This window comes from Desulfonema magnum, from assembly GCF_017377395.1.
GTDB lineage: Bacteria > Desulfobacterota > Desulfobacteria > Desulfobacterales > 4be13 > Desulfonema_C > Desulfonema_C magnum.
Window position 1 is genome coordinate 5,101,599 of the sequence record NZ_CP061800.1, and the last position, 16,854, is coordinate 5,118,452.

Below are 16,854 nucleotides of genomic sequence, written 5' to 3' on the forward strand. Positions count from 1 at the left end.
GAATAAAAATGAAAAAAAAATTCTATTGGATAAGCGTTTTTTTCTGTATGATTTGCCTTGGCGCATCCCTTGCAAATGCGGGTTCCGCGGATGCCTTCAATGACTTGAAAGGGACAATCAAAATCGCGGGCGGCACGGCCCACATTCCGGTCATGAAAGCAGCTGCCAAGCGGATCATGACTGTGAACCCGGACATCCGAATCAGTATCGCGGGCGGCGGATCAGGAGTCGGCATCAAACAGGTGGGAGAGGGTCTTGTGGATATCGGCAATTCAGGCCGCAAACCCACGGATGAGGAAATCGGGAAATACGGGCTGAAATTGTTCAAATGGGCAGTTGACGGTGTCGGCGTTATTGTGCATACTGAAAATATGGTGAAGTCCCTGACAAAAGCCCAGCTAAAAGACATTTTTTCAGGTAAGATCGCCAACTGGAAATCCCTGGGCGGATCAGACAAACACATTTCCGTGTATACCCGGGACGAAGCCAGCGGCACCCGGGCTGTTTTCTGGAAAAAAGCGCTTGACAAGGGGGACATTACGGCAAAGGCTAATTTTGTCGTGTCCAACGGTGCGATGAAATCAGCGATTGCCAATGATCCCAATGGGATCGGTTATGTCTCCGTGGGTCATATGGACAAGACCGTATCGCCGGTCACGCTGGACAGTATATCGCCCAGTCTGGAAAACGTGAAAAGCGGAAAATATCCTGTGGCACGAGGACTTTACAGCAATACCAAGGGCGATCCCCGGGGGCTGGTGAAAGTTTTCATTGACTATCTGTTTTCAGCAGAAGGCCGTACCATTGCGGAGGAAAAAGGTTTCATCCCTTCGAAATGAATAGACAATTTGAAAAAACAGCGGAAATGGTGCTTTTTCTGCCCGCGTTGCTGAGTGTCATCCTGACCCTGGCCATTTTCGTTTTTATGCTGGTGTTCGGCCTCCCTCTTATGAAGGGAGGCCGTTTTTTTGAACTGATCACGGGCAGCTGGTCCCCCGGACACGGGATGTACGGGATTCAGCCCATGATCATGGGAACCATGGCAATTGCCTCCCTGAGCGTGTTTTTCGCATTTCCCCTCAGCATGGGATGCGCTTCACTGATCAGTGTCTTGGCCCCCCGGGGCTTTTCGACTTTTTTACGGCACACGGTCCGGCTGATGACCGGAGTTCCCACGGTAATTTACGGGTTTGTGGGGATTTTTCTCCTTGTCCCGATTATCAGGGAACTCTTTCAGAACGGTTCGGGATTTTGTATTCTTTCAGCGTCTCTGATGCTCGCGCTCCTGATTTCGCCGACCATGATACTGGTCTTTATGGAAAGTTTTGACCGTGTTCCCAAATCCTATCTGGACGCGGCGGACGCGCTGGGCGGAACCCCTGTTCAGAAGCTGGTGTATGTGATCATTCCCCAGGCCCGGCAAGGCATATGGATGGGTGTAATCTTGTCCATGGGCAGGTCCCTCGGAGATACACTCATTGCACTCATGCTCGCGGGAAATGCCATTGCCACTCCCGGGTCCGTGCTGGATTCGGTAAGAACACTCACAGCCCATATCGCTCTGGTTATCGCATCTGATTACGAAAGTCTGGAATTTAAGTCCGTGTTTGCATGCGGGCTTATTCTTTACGGATTTAACGCGCTGATCATTGTAATGCTTCGCTATGTGGAATCAAAAGGGACACAATGAACCGGCTTTGGGAAACATTGATAAAAGCATTCTCCTGGGCTTGTGGGATCATCCTGCTGGGAGCCATTTCCTGTATCATCGGCTACTTGTTCATGAAAGGCGCGGGTGTCATCCGTCTTGATCTTATCTTCGGCGACACCCCTCCGCTTGATGCCATCCTTTTGAAGAGACAGGTGTTGGACGGGCTTTTTCCTGCAATGGCCGGAACCTTCTTTCTGGTCTGTTTCTCCGTTTTCACGGCCCTTCCCCTGGGACTGGCCGCGGGTATTTATATGTCCGAATACGCGGGAGGGAGTATAAGACGCGTGTTCAGCTTTTCTTTCGACATTCTGGCTGGAATCCCTTCCATTGTCATTGGGCTGTTTGGTTTTTCCATCGCGGTTTTCCTGCACCGGCATTTTTCGGATCGCATCTTCCCATGTCTTCTGATTTCAGGGCTTTCACTGGCTTTTTTGGTGCTGCCTTACATTATCCGAACCACGCAGTTGTCTCTGGAAACCCTGCCGGCCCGGACACGGCTCACAGCTTTGGCCTTGGGCGCGACCCGATTTCAGAATATCCGCTATGTACTTGTTCCCCAATCCCTGTCAGGTATCCTGAGCGGTGTTGTTCTCGCTGTGGGACGGTGCGCGGAGGACACCGCTGTCATCATGCTGACCGGCGCAGTTGCCATGGCCGGGGTTCCGCAATCATTGCTGTCGAGCTACGAGGCCCTTCCTTTTTATATCTACTATATTTCTTCACAATACACGAATCCCCATGAACTGGCCACAGGATACGGGGCTTCGATCATTCTGCTCGGCATCTGCACTTTTCTTTTTTTGGCAGCTTTTATGATTCAGAAAGGATTGGCTCGCCGTGCCCTGTACTACCCATGAAACAATGAAAGAAAATCATATAAAAATAAAAGTTCGCTCTCTGGATTTTTGGTATCAGAATCGCCAAATTCTGGAGCATGTTTCCCTGGATTTTACAAGACACACAATCACGGCCATTGTCGGGCCTTCGGGAACTGGCAAATCCACTTTTCTCACGACCCTGAACCGGCTCTGGGAGAATATCCCTGATGCTCAGATGAAAGGACGCGTGGAGATTGAATTTGACGGAACATTCCGGGATATTTATGCGCGCTCTTTTTCTCTGACCCAGTTACGCAGATCCGTTGGAATGGTCTTTCAAACCCCCAATCCCCTGTCCATGAGCATTTATAAAAATGTGGCTTTTCCTCTGAAACTGGCAGGATACAAAAACAGAAAAGAGGTGGGGAACAAGGTGGAAAAAGCTTTGAAGCAGGCATATCTATGGGAAGAAGTCAAAGACCGTTTGCATGAGAAAGCATCTTGTTTGTCCGGCGGGCAACAGCAAAGGCTCTGCATTGCCAGAGCACTGATTCTGGAACCTGAGGTGTTGCTTCTGGACGAACCCACGTCATCCCTGGACCAAAACGCGGGGAGAATTATCGAAACACTCCTCCTTGATCTCAGGGAACGCTGTACCATCATTATTGTATCCCATTATCTGGATCAGGTGGGGCGGATCGCGGATACTGTCATGGAGTTTCCGCTGAAATCATGAACACTGCCAATGGCAGGACATGGGTATGCAAATCAGATGGAAATCAAATGAAAAACGCCTCCTTTCTTTTCTTCCTAATTCGAATTTTTAATTTAATTTTAACATTCTCCTAATATTCCTCTAACAATCCGTAAGTAATAGATTAAATCAGTATTCATTATTCATTTTGTCTGAAAAGCAGATGACACGCCTGCCATGACAAAATTATTTTTATTCAAATGTAAGAAAGGGGAAAAATAAGAAACATGAAAAATGTAAAAAAAGTAATGGTATTGATTTTTGTGTTGGGATTCATTCTGACAGCAGGCACGGTATGGGCAGGACAGCTTGTGATAAAAGGCTCGACAACTGTTCTGCCCATTGCGCAGAAGACGATTGAGGCGTTTATGAAAAAGAATCCTGATATAAAAATATCGCTTTCCGGAGGCGGATCAAGCAACGGGATCAAGGCCCTTGTTGACGGAACAACAGATGTTGCGAATGCTTCGCGATTTATAAAAGACAAAGAAATTAAAAAAGCAGTGGAAAAAGGTGTTTATCCGGTTCCGTTTGCCTGTGCTTATGACAGTATTATTCCTGTTGTGCATACAGACAATACCCTGAGCAATATTACCATGGCCCAACTTAAAGATATTTACACAGGCAAAATCAGAAATTTCAAGGAGATCGGCGGGCCTGACCTAAAAATTACCGTTATCTCACGTGATACTTCTTCAGGCACATATGAGACGTGGGAGAAGAAGGTCATGAAAAAAGAAAGAGTAACTCCAGGAGCATCTGTTATGGCATCCAACGGCGCTGTTGTTCAGGCCGTTTCAAGCAATAAACATGCAATCGGTTATGTTGGTATCGGGTATCTGGATAATTCTGTGAAAGCGCTGACTGCAGATGGGATAAAAGGCACAGAAGAGACAACCCTGAGCGGACAGTTTCCCATCAGCAGACCTCTTTTCATGTTCACCAATGGCTGGCCAAAGGGCGACACACTGAAGTACATCAATTTTGTCTTAAATCCCGAAAAAGGACAGAAATATGTGAGTGAAAGCGGATATGTCAAGTTGTATTAAATCCGGGACATCTGAAATTATCACATTTTGCTGTTATTCTTTGTCCGAGCCTTCGGCAGGCTCAGGGAACGCCGGGCAGCGAGTTTGCTGAAGAATGGTCGAATACGGCATAAAAAGCGGACAAATAAAAGTACCAAATCGAAAATGTTTCCCGGATCATTTCAACTGATTTTAACTTCAGGGAGTTTTATTCGGTAGATCGAAAAGCGGAACCTACCTTGTGCGGTGGGTTCCGTTTCGCTCCACCCACCCTACATTTCTACATTTCCGGGTATTTTATTTTTGGGGATATCCCTAACTCTAAACACTTAATATCTTGCAGAGGATATAAATGGCAGAAAAAGCTCAGACAACTGAAAAAATGATGCATATATTCTTCTTTTGTATTGCATCCGCTTCAATAACAATCCTTTTTTTAATCATGATATTTCTTTTTAAAGAAGGGCTTCCGATTTTTAAAACTGTTTCTGTCAAAGCGTTTATTTTCGGAGAATACTGGTATCCCACCTCTGATCCTGCTGATTTCGGAATTTTTCCGCTGATCGTGGCATCTTTGACGGTCACTGTTTTTTCTGCTCTGATTTCCATTCCTCTGGGTGTGATGACTGCCGTTTACCTGGCAGAGATCGCGTCTCAGAAAGTCGGTGAGATTGTCAAACCCGTCGTGGAACTTCTTGCGGCACTTCCGTCGGTTGTCATCGGTTTCTTCGGGATGGTCCTCGTGGCCCCTTTTTTACAGAGAATTTTTGACATTCCGACCGGGCTGAATCTGTTCAATGCATCACTGATGCTGGCTTTTATGGCGGTTCCCACTATTTGCAGTATTTCCGAGGATGCCATACACAGCGTGCCAGTTGCTTTGAAAGAAGCGTCAATGGCGCTGGGTGCCACTCATTTTGAAACCATAATCAAAGTCATTGTTCCGGCTTCGATTTCCGGAATATGCACAGCCATTATTCTTGGCATGTCCAGGGCTGTCGGAGAAACCATGGTTGTCCTCATGGTTGCAGGCGGGGCAGCAATGGTTCCTGAATCTGTATTTGATCCGGTCAGGCCCATGCCGGCAAGTATTGCCGCGGAAATGGGAGAAGCTCCGATTGGGAGCGATCATTATTATGCCCTTTTTGCCACAGGAATTGTATTGTTCATATTTACGCTTGTTTTCAATATTGTTGCGGATTATATAGCCAATAAATACAGACAGGTGGGTGAGGCATCGTTATAAGGCATCACCTTTTCAGAAAAATGTGGAAAATGTAGGGTGGGTGAAGCGAAGCGGAACCCACCGTTCACAACCGAAAGAGGACAGGTAAACAAATGGAAACAACAAATCCGGAATACTTTGAAAATAAAGCTGAGACAACAACAGACCGTGCTGTGCCGAAGGTTAAGGGTAATGAGACAGAAAAGGATATCACGGAAACAGCTGCCGCCCGGACTCGGGGACGGCGCAAAATCATGCAGAGCATTTTCTTTTTCCTTTTCAGGGGAGCCGCGGCTGTTAACGGAATTGCACTGTTTATCATTATATTTTTTCTATTGAAAAATGGTCTGAGTGCAATCAGTTGGACATTTTTAACACAACCGCCGATGGACTCAATGACCAGCGGCGGAATTTTTCCGTGTATTGTCGGAACATTATGTCTGGGTATCGGTGCAATAATTGCAGCACTGCCTGTGGGAGTGGCCTCGGGCATATACCTGAACGAATATGCCCGGCCAGGACTTATGCTGAGGATTCTTCGTCTTGGCATCAGCAACCTTGCCGGAGTCCCGTCTGTCGTATTCGGACTTTTCGGGTTGGCTTTTTTCTGTATAATACTTAAAATGGGAGTCAGCATACTTGCAGGTGCGCTTACACTGGCTACACTGACCCTGCCTGTGATTATCGGATCCACAGAAGAGGCATTGAAGTCCGTGCCTGACACATACAGAGAAGCCTCTCTCGCACTGGGGGCTACCAAATGGCAGACCATATACCGTGTTGTTTTGCCGGCTGCCATGCCCGGCATCCTGACAGGCGCTATTTTAGGACTCAGCCGGGCAGCAGGAGAAACCGCTCCGATAATGTTTACCGGAGCTGTTTTTTTTGCCCCTGGAAAATGGCCGTCATCGCTTTTGGATTCAGTTATGGCGCTTCCATATCACATCTATGTCCTTGCCACAGCCGGAACAGAAATAGAGAAAACACGCCCGCTTCAATACGGAACAGCCATTGTACTGATCGCGCTGGTGCTGGGTATAAACCTGGGCGCTCTTATCTGGCGGTCCCGCCTGCGAAAGCGTTTGAAATAACGCCGTCCTTCACATTAAAGCTGAAAGTATAATGCATTTATACTGAATTGACTCTCTAAGCTCCTTTAATTTTCGGGATTTTAGTGTGTAAAATTGACATCAAGTCATGTGAATACTGTAGCTTCTTATCTTTTTTCCAATAAAGGGTTAAAGATCAGCACATACCAGATACAGGAAGCCTTAACACCTAACACTTAACACCTAACACCTAACACTTAACACCTAACACCTGACATAAAGGATATCAGATGACGGATAACAATCTGAAAATAATATCAGCAAACTTGGATTTTTATTATAATGATTTTAAGGCATTGCACAATGTTGATCTGAAATTCACAAAACAACAGGTGACCGCCCTTATCGGTCCTTCGGGTTGTGGAAAGAGTACCTATTTGCGATGCCTGAACCGAATGAACGATCTGATTCCCGGAACCCGGGTTGATGGCGAAATTCTGATGGATGGGCAGGATATTTACGATCCCTCGGTGGATGTTGTATTGCTAAGGCGCAGGATCGGAATGGTATTTCAGAAACCCAATCCTTTTCCCAAAACGATTTTTGAAAATATTGCTTATGGAATGAGGGTGAACGGTATAAAAGATAAAGCTTTTATTGAATCCCATGTGGAAAAAAGTCTGAACCAGGCGGCCCTGTGGGAAGAAGTGAAGGACAGACTTTATGAATCCGCCCTGGGATTATCCGGAGGCCAGCAACAACGCCTCTGTATTGCCCGGGCCCTGGCTGTCGAGCCTGAAGTTCTTCTCATGGATGAGCCTTGTTCAGCCCTTGATCCCATTGCCACTCAAAAAATAGAAGAGCTGATTCAGGGGTTGAAAAAAGAATACACAATTATTATAGTTACACATAGTATGCAACAGGCTGCGAGAGTTTCTGATGTTACTGCCTTTTTTTATATGGGAAAACTTATCGAAGTCGGTGATACGGACACAATTTTTACAAAACCGAAACTCAGACAGACAGAAGACTACATCACAGGACGTTTTGGATAAAAGAAAGGCACCTACTTATGAGCAAGCTTATACGCTTTCAAAAAGAATTAGAAAAAATTAAAAAGATAATCCTCTCTCTCGGGACAATGGTGGAGGATCGTGTCCGAAAGGCCGGCAAACTCATTGAATCAAGAGATGCTTTTGACGCAGGCAGACTCATAAAATCTGATTATGAAATAGATGAAATGGAAGTGGAAGTGGAGGAAGAATGTCTTAAGATTATTGCCTTGCACCAGCCTGTTGCGGTGGATCTCCGATTTCTTATCGCTGTTATTAAAATCAACAATGATTTGGAGAGGATAGCAGACGAGGCTGTGAATATCGCACAGCGAATTGAAATCATAACAAAGAATAAGAGTTTCGAGTTTGTTTTCGACTATTCCGTAATGGTTGAAAAGGTCGAGGATATGCTGAAGAAAAGCCTGGATGCCCTTGTGTATTTTGACACAGATATTGCATTTAAAGTCTGTCTGCTGGATGATGAGGTGGATAAAATCCACAGGGACGCATATGACCGGATAAAGCAGGCCATGGAAAAGCGTCCTGAGCATATCCGCTATCTGCTTAACCTGTTTCTGATCTCACGCCACCTTGAACGTATTGGAGACCATGCCACAAATATTGCAGAAGAAGTTATTTATATGACCGAGGGAGAAATCGTGCGCCATGGAAAATATTTGAATGAGAAATAAGAAATAAACGCACATGAAAAACCCGGGTTTTTCGCGCCCGGTCATGAAAATATTTTCAGATAAAAAACCCGGGTTTTCAAAATGTATTTTCACGGTAAAAGATAAAGGAAACGCAATGCCCAAAGAAACAATTCTTGTGGTTGACGACGAGGAAGACATTCTGGAACTGGTCAGATATAATCTGGTCAGGGAAGGGTATAAGGTTATCTGTGCTGCTTCGGGCGAGGAAGCACTTGAAAAGTCTGTGTCAGCACCATCGGATGTGATCGTTCTTGATCTCATGCTCCCCGGGATAGACGGACTTGATGTCACCAGAAGATTAAAAAATGATCAGAATACCCGGGAGATACCCATCATCATGTTGACGGCAAAAGGCGATGAGGCAGATATCGTAACGGGTCTGGAAATGGGCGCGGATGACTATATCACCAAGCCTTTTTCTCCCAGGATTCTGATTGCAAGGATTCGGGCGGCTATCCGCAGGCAGAAAAAGGAAACCCACGCGGATATTTCAGAAATTCATATTCATGATCTCGTGATAAACCCCGGTATGCGAAGTCTTATGGTCAAAGGAATGCCCGTTGAACTGACATATTCTGAGTTTCAGATACTCTTTTTTCTTGCAAGGCGTCCGGGCTGGGTCTTTACCCGCACACAGATTGTTGATGCGGTCCACGGCAATGATTACCCGGTTACAGATCGGAGCATTGATGTTCAGATTGTGGGATTAAGAAAAAAGCTTGAATCCTGCGGAAAATATATTGAAACTGTCAGAGGTGTGGGCTACAGATTCAGGGAAATAAAATAATTTTGTGAAAAACATTTTTGCCACGAAGGCACAAAGGCACGAAGGTTCACGAGGTCTCTTCGTGTCTTTGCAGCTATTTTTTTGCCGCGGGGACACCGGGAGCGTGTCCGAAAGGCAGTTCCGAAAGCGGCCCCGGAGCCGGAAGGGGACGGATACTGTTTCTGACGTCTCTTTCAAAAGACATATCCTAAAAAAATATGAGTGTGACACGGAGATGTGATCATTGTCTCTTATGACTGCTCATATTTTTTATTTTTCAACCCCCCTCTCGCAGCCATTCAGGATGATGAAGTATGTCTGCCTGCACACTGCCTTTGTTCCCTCCCGATTAACGGCTTACGAAACGCACAAAATCATGGGCAGGATCAGCTAGCGGATTTTGTGCCAGATCATCTGGTCTGTCTTCTGTTTTTCCTTGCATATTTTCAGCTTCAAAATTATACATAAAAAAAATTCCCTATGTCATATGTCTTAAAGCTTTCCCTAAAATTCGTTCCTAACCTGTAAATCGTTATTTGGGAAGAATTTTGAAATGCTAAAAATGTTATCTGATTATTATCCGGTATCATCTCATAAAAATGAATTAAAATAAGATATTACAATATGGTGAATTCATAATTCTGCTAAAGCCCATACGCATCAGGCTAAGAATGCCGGACGGGGTTTGCAACCCCGTCCGAAACGTTCACCGGCAGTGATCGGGAAAATATTCCGGACGGGGTTGCAAACCCCGTCCGGCAGAATAAGGGGTTGCAAACCCCGTCCGGCAGAATAATTTTAACCTGCTGAGATTCATTTGCAACAAAAAAATAATGTGACAAAGTAGAATTAGAAAACCGTATGAAAAGAAAACGATTAATATGGCAGCTTTATTCTTCATATATGCTGATTATACTCTTTTCCCTTGTGATGGTCATCTGGTATGCATCCCATTCGTTTCAGCAGTTCTTTCTGAATCAGACTATTGCAAATCTTAAAACCCGGAGCCAAATTTTGGAAAAACAGATTTCCCAGTACCTTTCATCCCCTGATCCTGCGTCCGTTGACTATATATGCAAAGATATCGGAAAAGCCGCATCAACCCGCATCACTGTTATACTCCCTGACGGCAAAGTTATTGGTGATTCTGAAAAAAATCCGGGCAATATGGACAATCACGGGGACCGGTCGGAGGTGATCCGGGCAGCAGCAGGACAGACAGGCACCGCCATAAGGTACAGCAGCACACTTGAACAACGGATGATGTATGTCGCGACGCCGTTGAAAACAGATAACAGGGTGAAGGGGATATTACGGACATCAATCCCCTTAAATGCCATAGATGTCCGCTTGCAATCCATTCGGATCCGAATTGCATTGGGAGGATTTTTTATAGCGCTGCTTGCTTCAGGTATCTTTTTTTATGTGTCCCGTATTATCAGCCGACCCATCGAAGAAATGAAAAAAGGGGCTGATCTTTTTGCCAAAGGTGAATTAGAACACCGGCTGGCTGCCCCGAATACAAAAGAAATGGCCAGCCTGGCTGAAGCAATGAATCAGATGGCAATCCGGCTTCAGGAACGGATGGAAACAGTGATTAACCAGAGAAATGAATATAGGGCTGTTTTATCAAGTATGAAGGAAGGGGTGATTGCCCTTGATATGGAAGAATATATTCTCAGTATAAACCAGGCGGCCGAGAATATGCTCGGGACATATGCATCTGGTCTGAAAGGCCGAAGTCTTCAGGAATTAATCAGAAATCAGGAGTTAAATGATTTTGTTGCCAATACGCTTTCCACCGGGAAAACAGCGGAACGTGACATTGTTTTGTATCACAAGCGCGAACGAATACTGAATATCCGCACCACCCCTTTGTGTAATTTAAATGAGACACGCATCGGAATCCTTGTTGTGCTGAATGATGTAACACGGCTCAGGCATCTTGAAAATGTCCGGAGCGACTTTGTGGCCAATGTCTCACATGAAATCAGGACCCCTCTGACAGCAATAAAAGGCTTTGTTGAAACACTGCGCAATGATGCCGGGGATAATCCTGAAGAGGCCGGGCGGTTTTTAAATATTATTGAAAAACACGTTAATCGTCTTGTCGCTATTATTGAAGACCTGTTGCTTTTATCCAGGATTGAGCAGGAAGATCAGATCCGGCAGATTCAGCTTGATGAAAGGTCTGTCAAAAGTGTGATCCTGTCGTCAGTTCAGATATGCCAGGCAAAAGCAGAGGAAAAACATATCCGGATAATACCGTCGTATGATGACAAACTGATGGCCCGGACAGATTCTCAGCTTATTGAGCAGGCTGTTATTAACCTGCTCGACAATGCAGTTAAATACACCCGGGAACATGGAGAAATACATGCGGACGCGTTCCGAAAAGATGCCGAGATCATTATCAGCATTAAGGATAATGGCATTGGTATTGAAAAAAAGCACCTGCCGCGCCTTTTTGAAAGATTCTACAGGATTGACAACGCGAGGAGCCGCAAGCTGGGAGGTACCGGCCTCGGACTTGCCATTGTCAAGCATATCACACAGGCTCACGGGGGATATGTCACTGTGGACAGCACCCTCGGAGAAGGAAGCACGTTTAAAATTCACCTGCCTGATATCACGCCCTGATCAGAAGATTGGCCTGCCTGAAGAACCCCGGGGGGCAGATATAAAAAAGTCCTCAGATTAAAAAACAGGTCAGAAAAAAAACGTGTCAGACGCTCAGACCTTTACCGTGAAAATACATTTTAAAAACCCGGGTTTTTTATCTGAAAATATTTTCATAACCGGAGGCGAAAAACCCGGCTTTTTTATAAGCGTTTATTTATATAATAATAATAAGTTAAGTTCAGCCCTGACAAAAAGACCGTTCGGACTTGCGAATTTTTCTTCCCCTTTGATTTCCATGCTGTTATAGGGTAATTTATAACTTTTTGTCCGGAGATCGCTATCCGAGTTTTCAACAAAATTGTGACAATGCCAAAGGATACTTGACGGAAAATCTGTTATCAGAACTCTGGGACTGAAAAAGCATCATTCTGAAAAAAGGTGAAGGGTTATGACAGCAAAAATTACCATTATCGGGGCAGGCCCCGGGGGATATGTGGCAGCCATACGTGCGGCTCAGATGGGCGCGGAAGTCACTGTTATCGAAAAAGACAATGTCGGCGGAACCTGTCTGAACTGGGGATGTATTCCTTCCAAAGTGATGATGATAACAGCCGATATCATGAAAAAATTTCACAAGTCCCGGGAATTCGGTATTACCCTGGAGGGAAAGGTTTATCCTGATATGCGGGGCCTCATGGCTCGGAAGGAAAAGGTCATTCAGGATCAGGCAAAAGGGATACTCAGGCTGCTCACGCATCATAAAATTCGCTATCTGAGGGGACATGGATATATCAAAGGCCCTCATCTGGCAGCCGTGAGACAGGAAAATGGTGACATCCTTGAGGTTCCCTGGGACAGGCTGATTCTTGCCCCGGGCACCCGCCCTTCGGATATGCCCTTGTTTCCGTATGACGGTAAAAAAATTCTCTCCAGCAATGACGCCCTGAATCTCCGGGAAATTCCTGAATCCGTACTGATTGTGGGCGGCGGTGTCATTGGGTGCGAATTTGCGTTTATTCTGAATGCCCTCGGTGCAAAAGTGACCGTGGCAGAAGCGATGTCCCGCATTCTTCCGCTGCCCTCTGTGGATGAAGACTGTTCCAAAGTACTTGGGCGGGAAATGAAAAAAAACAAGATAAAATTTTTTGTTAATCGGACCGTGGAAAAAATTGAACACAGAGGAGAAAAACGCCGCGTGACCATAGGCCCGTCTCCGTTTTCAGATAATCTTTCAGAGAAAGACAAAAAACCGCTGACTGAAGAAGCAGATAAAATACTGGTGTGCATCGGACGCAGGCCCCTTACCGCGGATATCGGACTTGAAACCCTGGGGGTGAAAACAGACAAAAAAGGATGGATTCCTGTCAGTGAAAACATGGAGACCAATGTTCCCGGTGTGTATGCCATCGGAGATGTTCTCGGGCCTTCGGGAATAATGCTTGCCCATGTGGCTTCTGCCGAAGGATCTGTTGCTGCTGAAAACGCGATGGGAAACACGAAAAAAATGAACTATGATGTTGTTCCCGGAGCGATTTTCACCATGCCGGAAGTGGCTGACGTGGGATTAACCGAGGCTCAGGCAAAAGAAAAAGGCCGCACGGTCCGGGCAGAGAGTGTTCTTTTTCGAACTATCGGGAAAGCCCACGTAATGGGAGAAATATCAGGTCAGGCAAAAATTGTGTCAGATCCTGAAAATGGAAAAATACTGGGCGTTCATATCGTGGGACCGCACGCGGCTGACCTCATTGCCGAAGGAACCCTGGCCATACAGACGGGCTGCACCGTAAAAGAATTGGCAGAAACCATCCACGCGCACCCCACCCTTTCGGAAGTCATTCTGGAAGCCGCTTTCAAGTCTCTGGACAAATCTTTGCACGGATAACCGCTGGGTGAAAATCCGATATCAGCATCTGACAGATGAATGATCCGGGCGGGATTTACGCTGAATTTCTTTTCTTGCGCCGGGCAACATAGGCTTTCACCTCTTTATCGTAGTGTTCTGCAATCTTTTGCACAGCAGAATGGGAAGCCGAAGGAATTTTTTTGTTGTCAACAGAGCCAATCGGCAGGACATCAACTGTCGTGCCTGTAATAAAGGCCCCTTCGATTTCACTGATTTCATCAATATGAAAAGGGGCTTCGCTGATTTCCATTTTCAATGTGTTACAAATTCCGACCACATGCTCCCGGGTCACGCCCAGTAATACAGTTCCCGAAGGCGGTGTATGGATTTTGCCTTTTTTCAGGAAAAAAATATTGGAACGGCTTCCCTCGGTGATGTATCCCCGTTCATCCACCAACAACGCTTCATAAGCACCGGCTTTTTTTCTCGCCTTTGTGATTTTTTCCCGAAAAGATCCGCATACGATTTTTATATGCGGTTTTTTTCTTTCGCCCTGGAATAAAATGGTATGAATGCCACGGGTATAGGCATCCTGATTCGGATATTCGGGCCGGATAAAATAGATCAGAAAAAATTCTTTTTCTTCTGACAGCGTCCAAATCAGTTTTACATTAATATCCTTACATTGATTCTTTTTCACCAGTATGGAAATTTCTTCTATGATTTCCATTTCAGTTTTGCGAATATGAACCCCGGCTAACCCCGCGGAACGTTTCATTCGTTTTATGTGTTCTTCGGCAAACAACGGAACGCCGTCTGTAATCCGGAGTACTTCGTAAATGGACAAGCCCTTTATGCGGTCAAAAATATCCGTATTTTCAGTAGAATGTATTTTATGATTAACAATCAGGAAATCTGAGACTGCTTCTCTTTTCATTTCTTCTCCTGGTAAACAAAAGGGCGTATCCGCCGACCTGAGGGAATCAATTTACGTTCCCCAAACTCATAAACAGATGCGCCCGTAAACAGATTTTAAAGTGATATGCAGCAGATTGAAAATCCCCTGGCCCGTTTTTCCTGCCGGACTGACAAACCGCCGGATATGCTTGGCATTTCCTAATCCCAAGCAGGCTGACAACAAGATTTCCAACCAATTTTTGATTTACTGATATAGAGTAAATGATTTCGTTTGTACACAGTTAAATTAATCCGATTTAACAGACTCCGGAAAAAATATCAGATATTGTATTGCCAATCTGAAAAGACTTTATAAAAACCAACTGAATTAAAAACAGATATTGAAAACAGTACGGAATTTTCAGGAATAAAACCGGGGAAGACGGAAGAGCGTGTGATTCACTTAAACGGTTATAATCCGATCATCACAACGAATGGTGAAAGTTTCTGATTATAACGGATTTAGGGGAGGCCGGCAATATGACAACGGATTCAGGGGATGAAACGGATAGTACCGGCCGGTATGACAGCGGTTCCCCGAAGGGTGTTTCCGATCCGGAAAGCCCTATCCCTTATCCCGGCAGGCAGCCCGTAATCCGGTGCCGCGGGAAGCCGATCTGAAAAGTCATATCCGTTTCATCCTTTTTATCCGCTGTCATATTCACGGCCGGAGCCTCCCCAAAATCCGTTATAATCAGCACCTTTTTCATATAAAACTAATGGAAAGTGTAATAGCTGATAATTTTGTCAAAAGCCTCTCCGAAGTTTTCGGAACAAAACTCAGCGCCAATATAACAGCCTGAAATATTTCTTATCACAGCTTTTTTTTTAATCAATGACCTGTGTTCATCATCCAACTGAAATGCTACAAAGAGCATGTCTCCGATTTTCAGTTCCCCTTCTTTTTCGACTTTTAATCTCAGGCCCCCGCGCGACAGGTCTTTTACGACCATTAATTTTTTGAGGTTTTTTTTCCCAAGGGTATAACATCCTGGCAAATTTACTTTTTTTCGATGAAATCTTCTTCTTTCCAAAAGAAAGGTCTGAGAATGTCCGCATTTGCACCGATTTGTTATTCTGACCACTTCGCTTGTATTTTCAAACCAGAGAATATTCAGCATTTTTGTCCGCTTGCATTTTGAGCATACGCATACTGCTGTGTTATTATTGTTTATAAAAACTCTTTGTTCTGTCATTTTGATTCGGTGCTGCTGACGGACATTTTCAGAATATCTCAGCCCTTGTAACCTATAAATATTAATGATCAATATTTTCTCCGTTCACTGATATTCTGATATCCGGACATAGATTTCCCTGATACCCGAAAAATCGAAATTCACCCCTGAGAGGAATAAAAACGGGGTCAGCAGATCAAAAAATTTTCGGACTGTGCGCGGTGCGGCAAAAAAATCCGGCTTTTTTTTTCAGGACGGGGTGATCTGCCCCACCGGAAAAACCCGTTTGTTTCCGGCCGGAGAGGCAATTCGTCCGGAAAAAGAACGGGTTTCCTCGCTCTCTCCCTACAAGTCCGGAAACTTTTCAATCTGCTGATAATAACCAACTCGGGCATTCCTGAATAAAAAGCGGAGCGAGCATCTGAAAGCACATATCCCGAAGTTCACCTTAATTACTTATTTCATGAAATAAAGGAATAAATCAATGGGGCAGCGAGAGTATTCAAAGGGAGAAAATTTCTACTTATTACTTATATTATAGAAGAAAAAGAATAAACTCGCAGAGCAGGGGCGTATTCAAGGGAAAAAATCCGGTTTTTATAAAAAAAATTTCAGAGATTAATCAGGATGATGGCCAGTGAACTGTATCTGAAAAGCAAACTGGGGAAGGAAAACATATTCTGGTCTGATGTGGAACTGTCCCGGGTTCTGTGGACAACCGAGGAAACCAGAGCCGAAACCCGAAACATTACCGGTTACATCGGAGATAGCCGTAACATCCTGATTGCAAATGACAAATATGAAAATCGGCATTTTTTAAAAGACATGCTTTTACCACCAGGTTTTTGAAATCTCAGAGGCATATGACGGTCGCGGCGCACTGGACAACGTTGTGGAATTCCATCCGGATCTGATTCTGATGGATCCGGTGATGCTGGTTACGGATGGTTTTAAAGCAACAGAACTCATCCGGCAAATACCTGCTATCAGTGATGTGATTGTAATTTCAGTTTCAGCAAGTGTGTCTGAGAAAGTCAGAAAGAAAAGACAGTTCCTGAAGTTACTTTGTTCGAAGAAAAATTTTATTATCTTGCAGAAAAACTTATGATAAAGGAAATCAGACAATTTATTACGCAAT

General features: G+C 44.9%; 16 protein-coding genes. 14 read left to right on the forward strand and 2 right to left on the reverse strand.

The features are described 5' to 3' along the window. Window positions 1–8: 8 nt before the first annotated feature. The 12 genes from dnm_RS19520 to lpdA all read left to right on the forward strand — a co-directional run bounded on the left by dnm_RS19520 (window position 9) and on the right by lpdA (window position 13,623). Window positions 9–839, forward strand: coding sequence for a phosphate ABC transporter substrate-binding protein (locus dnm_RS19520; protein ID WP_207678579.1), 831 nt, complete (start codon window positions 9–11; stop codon window positions 837–839). After that, window positions 836–1,690 (forward strand): PstC family ABC transporter permease, encoded by an 855-nt coding sequence (locus dnm_RS19525; RefSeq protein ID WP_207678580.1) that lies wholly within the window; start codon window positions 836–838, stop codon window positions 1,688–1,690. Before dnm_RS19520 ends, dnm_RS19525 begins: the two co-directional genes overlap by 4 nt. Continuing rightward, a complete protein-coding gene (locus dnm_RS19530) occupies window positions 1,687–2,568 on the forward strand; it encodes a PstA family ABC transporter permease (RefSeq protein WP_207678581.1) in 882 nt (293 codons plus the stop codon). Before dnm_RS19525 ends, dnm_RS19530 begins: the two co-directional genes overlap by 4 nt. 4 nt (window positions 2,569–2,572) lie before the next feature. Continuing rightward, window positions 2,573–3,265, forward strand: a complete 693-nt coding sequence (locus dnm_RS19535; protein WP_207678582.1) for a phosphate ABC transporter ATP-binding protein — start codon at window positions 2,573–2,575, stop codon at window positions 3,263–3,265. Between the two features lie 245 nt (window positions 3,266–3,510). After that, window positions 3,511–4,332, forward strand: coding sequence for a phosphate ABC transporter substrate-binding protein (locus dnm_RS19540; protein ID WP_207678583.1), 822 nt, complete (start codon window positions 3,511–3,513; stop codon window positions 4,330–4,332). Between the two features lie 331 nt (window positions 4,333–4,663). Beyond that, a complete protein-coding gene (gene pstC / locus dnm_RS19545) occupies window positions 4,664–5,557 on the forward strand; it encodes a phosphate ABC transporter permease subunit PstC (RefSeq protein WP_207678584.1) in 894 nt (297 codons plus the stop codon). A gap of 92 nt (window positions 5,558–5,649) precedes the next feature. Then, a complete protein-coding gene (gene pstA, locus dnm_RS19550) occupies window positions 5,650–6,627 on the forward strand; it encodes a phosphate ABC transporter permease PstA (RefSeq protein ID WP_207678585.1) in 978 nt (325 codons plus the stop codon). Window positions 6,628–6,875: 248 nt separating this feature from the next. Next, entirely contained in the window at window positions 6,876–7,640 is a 765-nt protein-coding gene (pstB, locus tag dnm_RS19555; protein WP_207678586.1) for a phosphate ABC transporter ATP-binding protein PstB, read from the forward strand. A 17-nt stretch (window positions 7,641–7,657) separates the two neighbouring features. Then, complete coding sequence (gene phoU / locus dnm_RS19560; RefSeq protein ID WP_207678587.1) at window positions 7,658–8,332, forward strand: phosphate signaling complex protein PhoU; 675 nt, start codon at window positions 7,658–7,660, stop codon at window positions 8,330–8,332. Window positions 8,333–8,447: 115 nt separating this feature from the next. Then, on the forward strand, window positions 8,448–9,140 hold the full coding sequence (locus tag dnm_RS19565; RefSeq protein ID WP_207678588.1) for a response regulator: 693 nt from the start codon (window positions 8,448–8,450) through the stop codon (window positions 9,138–9,140). Window positions 9,141–9,980: 840 nt separating this feature from the next. Further along, window positions 9,981–11,759 (forward strand): two-component system histidine kinase PnpS, encoded by a 1,779-nt coding sequence (gene pnpS, locus dnm_RS19570; RefSeq protein ID WP_207678589.1) that lies wholly within the window; start codon window positions 9,981–9,983, stop codon window positions 11,757–11,759. 430 nt (window positions 11,760–12,189) lie between these two features. Beyond that, window positions 12,190–13,623 carry a dihydrolipoyl dehydrogenase gene (gene lpdA / locus dnm_RS19575; protein WP_207678590.1) on the forward strand — a complete coding sequence of 478 codons (1,434 nt, stop codon included), beginning with the start codon at window positions 12,190–12,192 and terminating at the stop codon, window positions 13,621–13,623. Between the two features lie 55 nt (window positions 13,624–13,678). Here lpdA and dnm_RS19580 read toward each other — a convergent pair whose 3' ends face one another. Beyond that, entirely contained in the window at window positions 13,679–14,521 is an 843-nt protein-coding gene (locus dnm_RS19580) for an aminotransferase class IV (RefSeq protein ID WP_207678591.1), read from the reverse strand. 736 nt (window positions 14,522–15,257) lie between these two features. After that, window positions 15,258–15,662 carry a PilZ domain-containing protein gene (locus dnm_RS19585; protein WP_207678592.1) on the reverse strand — a complete coding sequence of 135 codons (405 nt, stop codon included), beginning with the start codon at window positions 15,660–15,662 and terminating at the stop codon, window positions 15,258–15,260. Between the two features lie 681 nt (window positions 15,663–16,343). Here dnm_RS19585 and dnm_RS19590 point away from each other — a divergent pair. Further along, on the forward strand, window positions 16,344–16,565 hold the full coding sequence (locus dnm_RS19590) for a hypothetical protein (RefSeq protein WP_207678593.1): 222 nt from the start codon (window positions 16,344–16,346) through the stop codon (window positions 16,563–16,565). A gap of 43 nt (window positions 16,566–16,608) precedes the next feature. Continuing rightward, window positions 16,609–16,824 carry a response regulator gene (locus dnm_RS31670; RefSeq protein WP_353740326.1) on the forward strand — a complete coding sequence of 72 codons (216 nt, stop codon included), beginning with the start codon at window positions 16,609–16,611 and terminating at the stop codon, window positions 16,822–16,824. Window positions 16,825–16,854 lie beyond the last annotated feature (30 nt).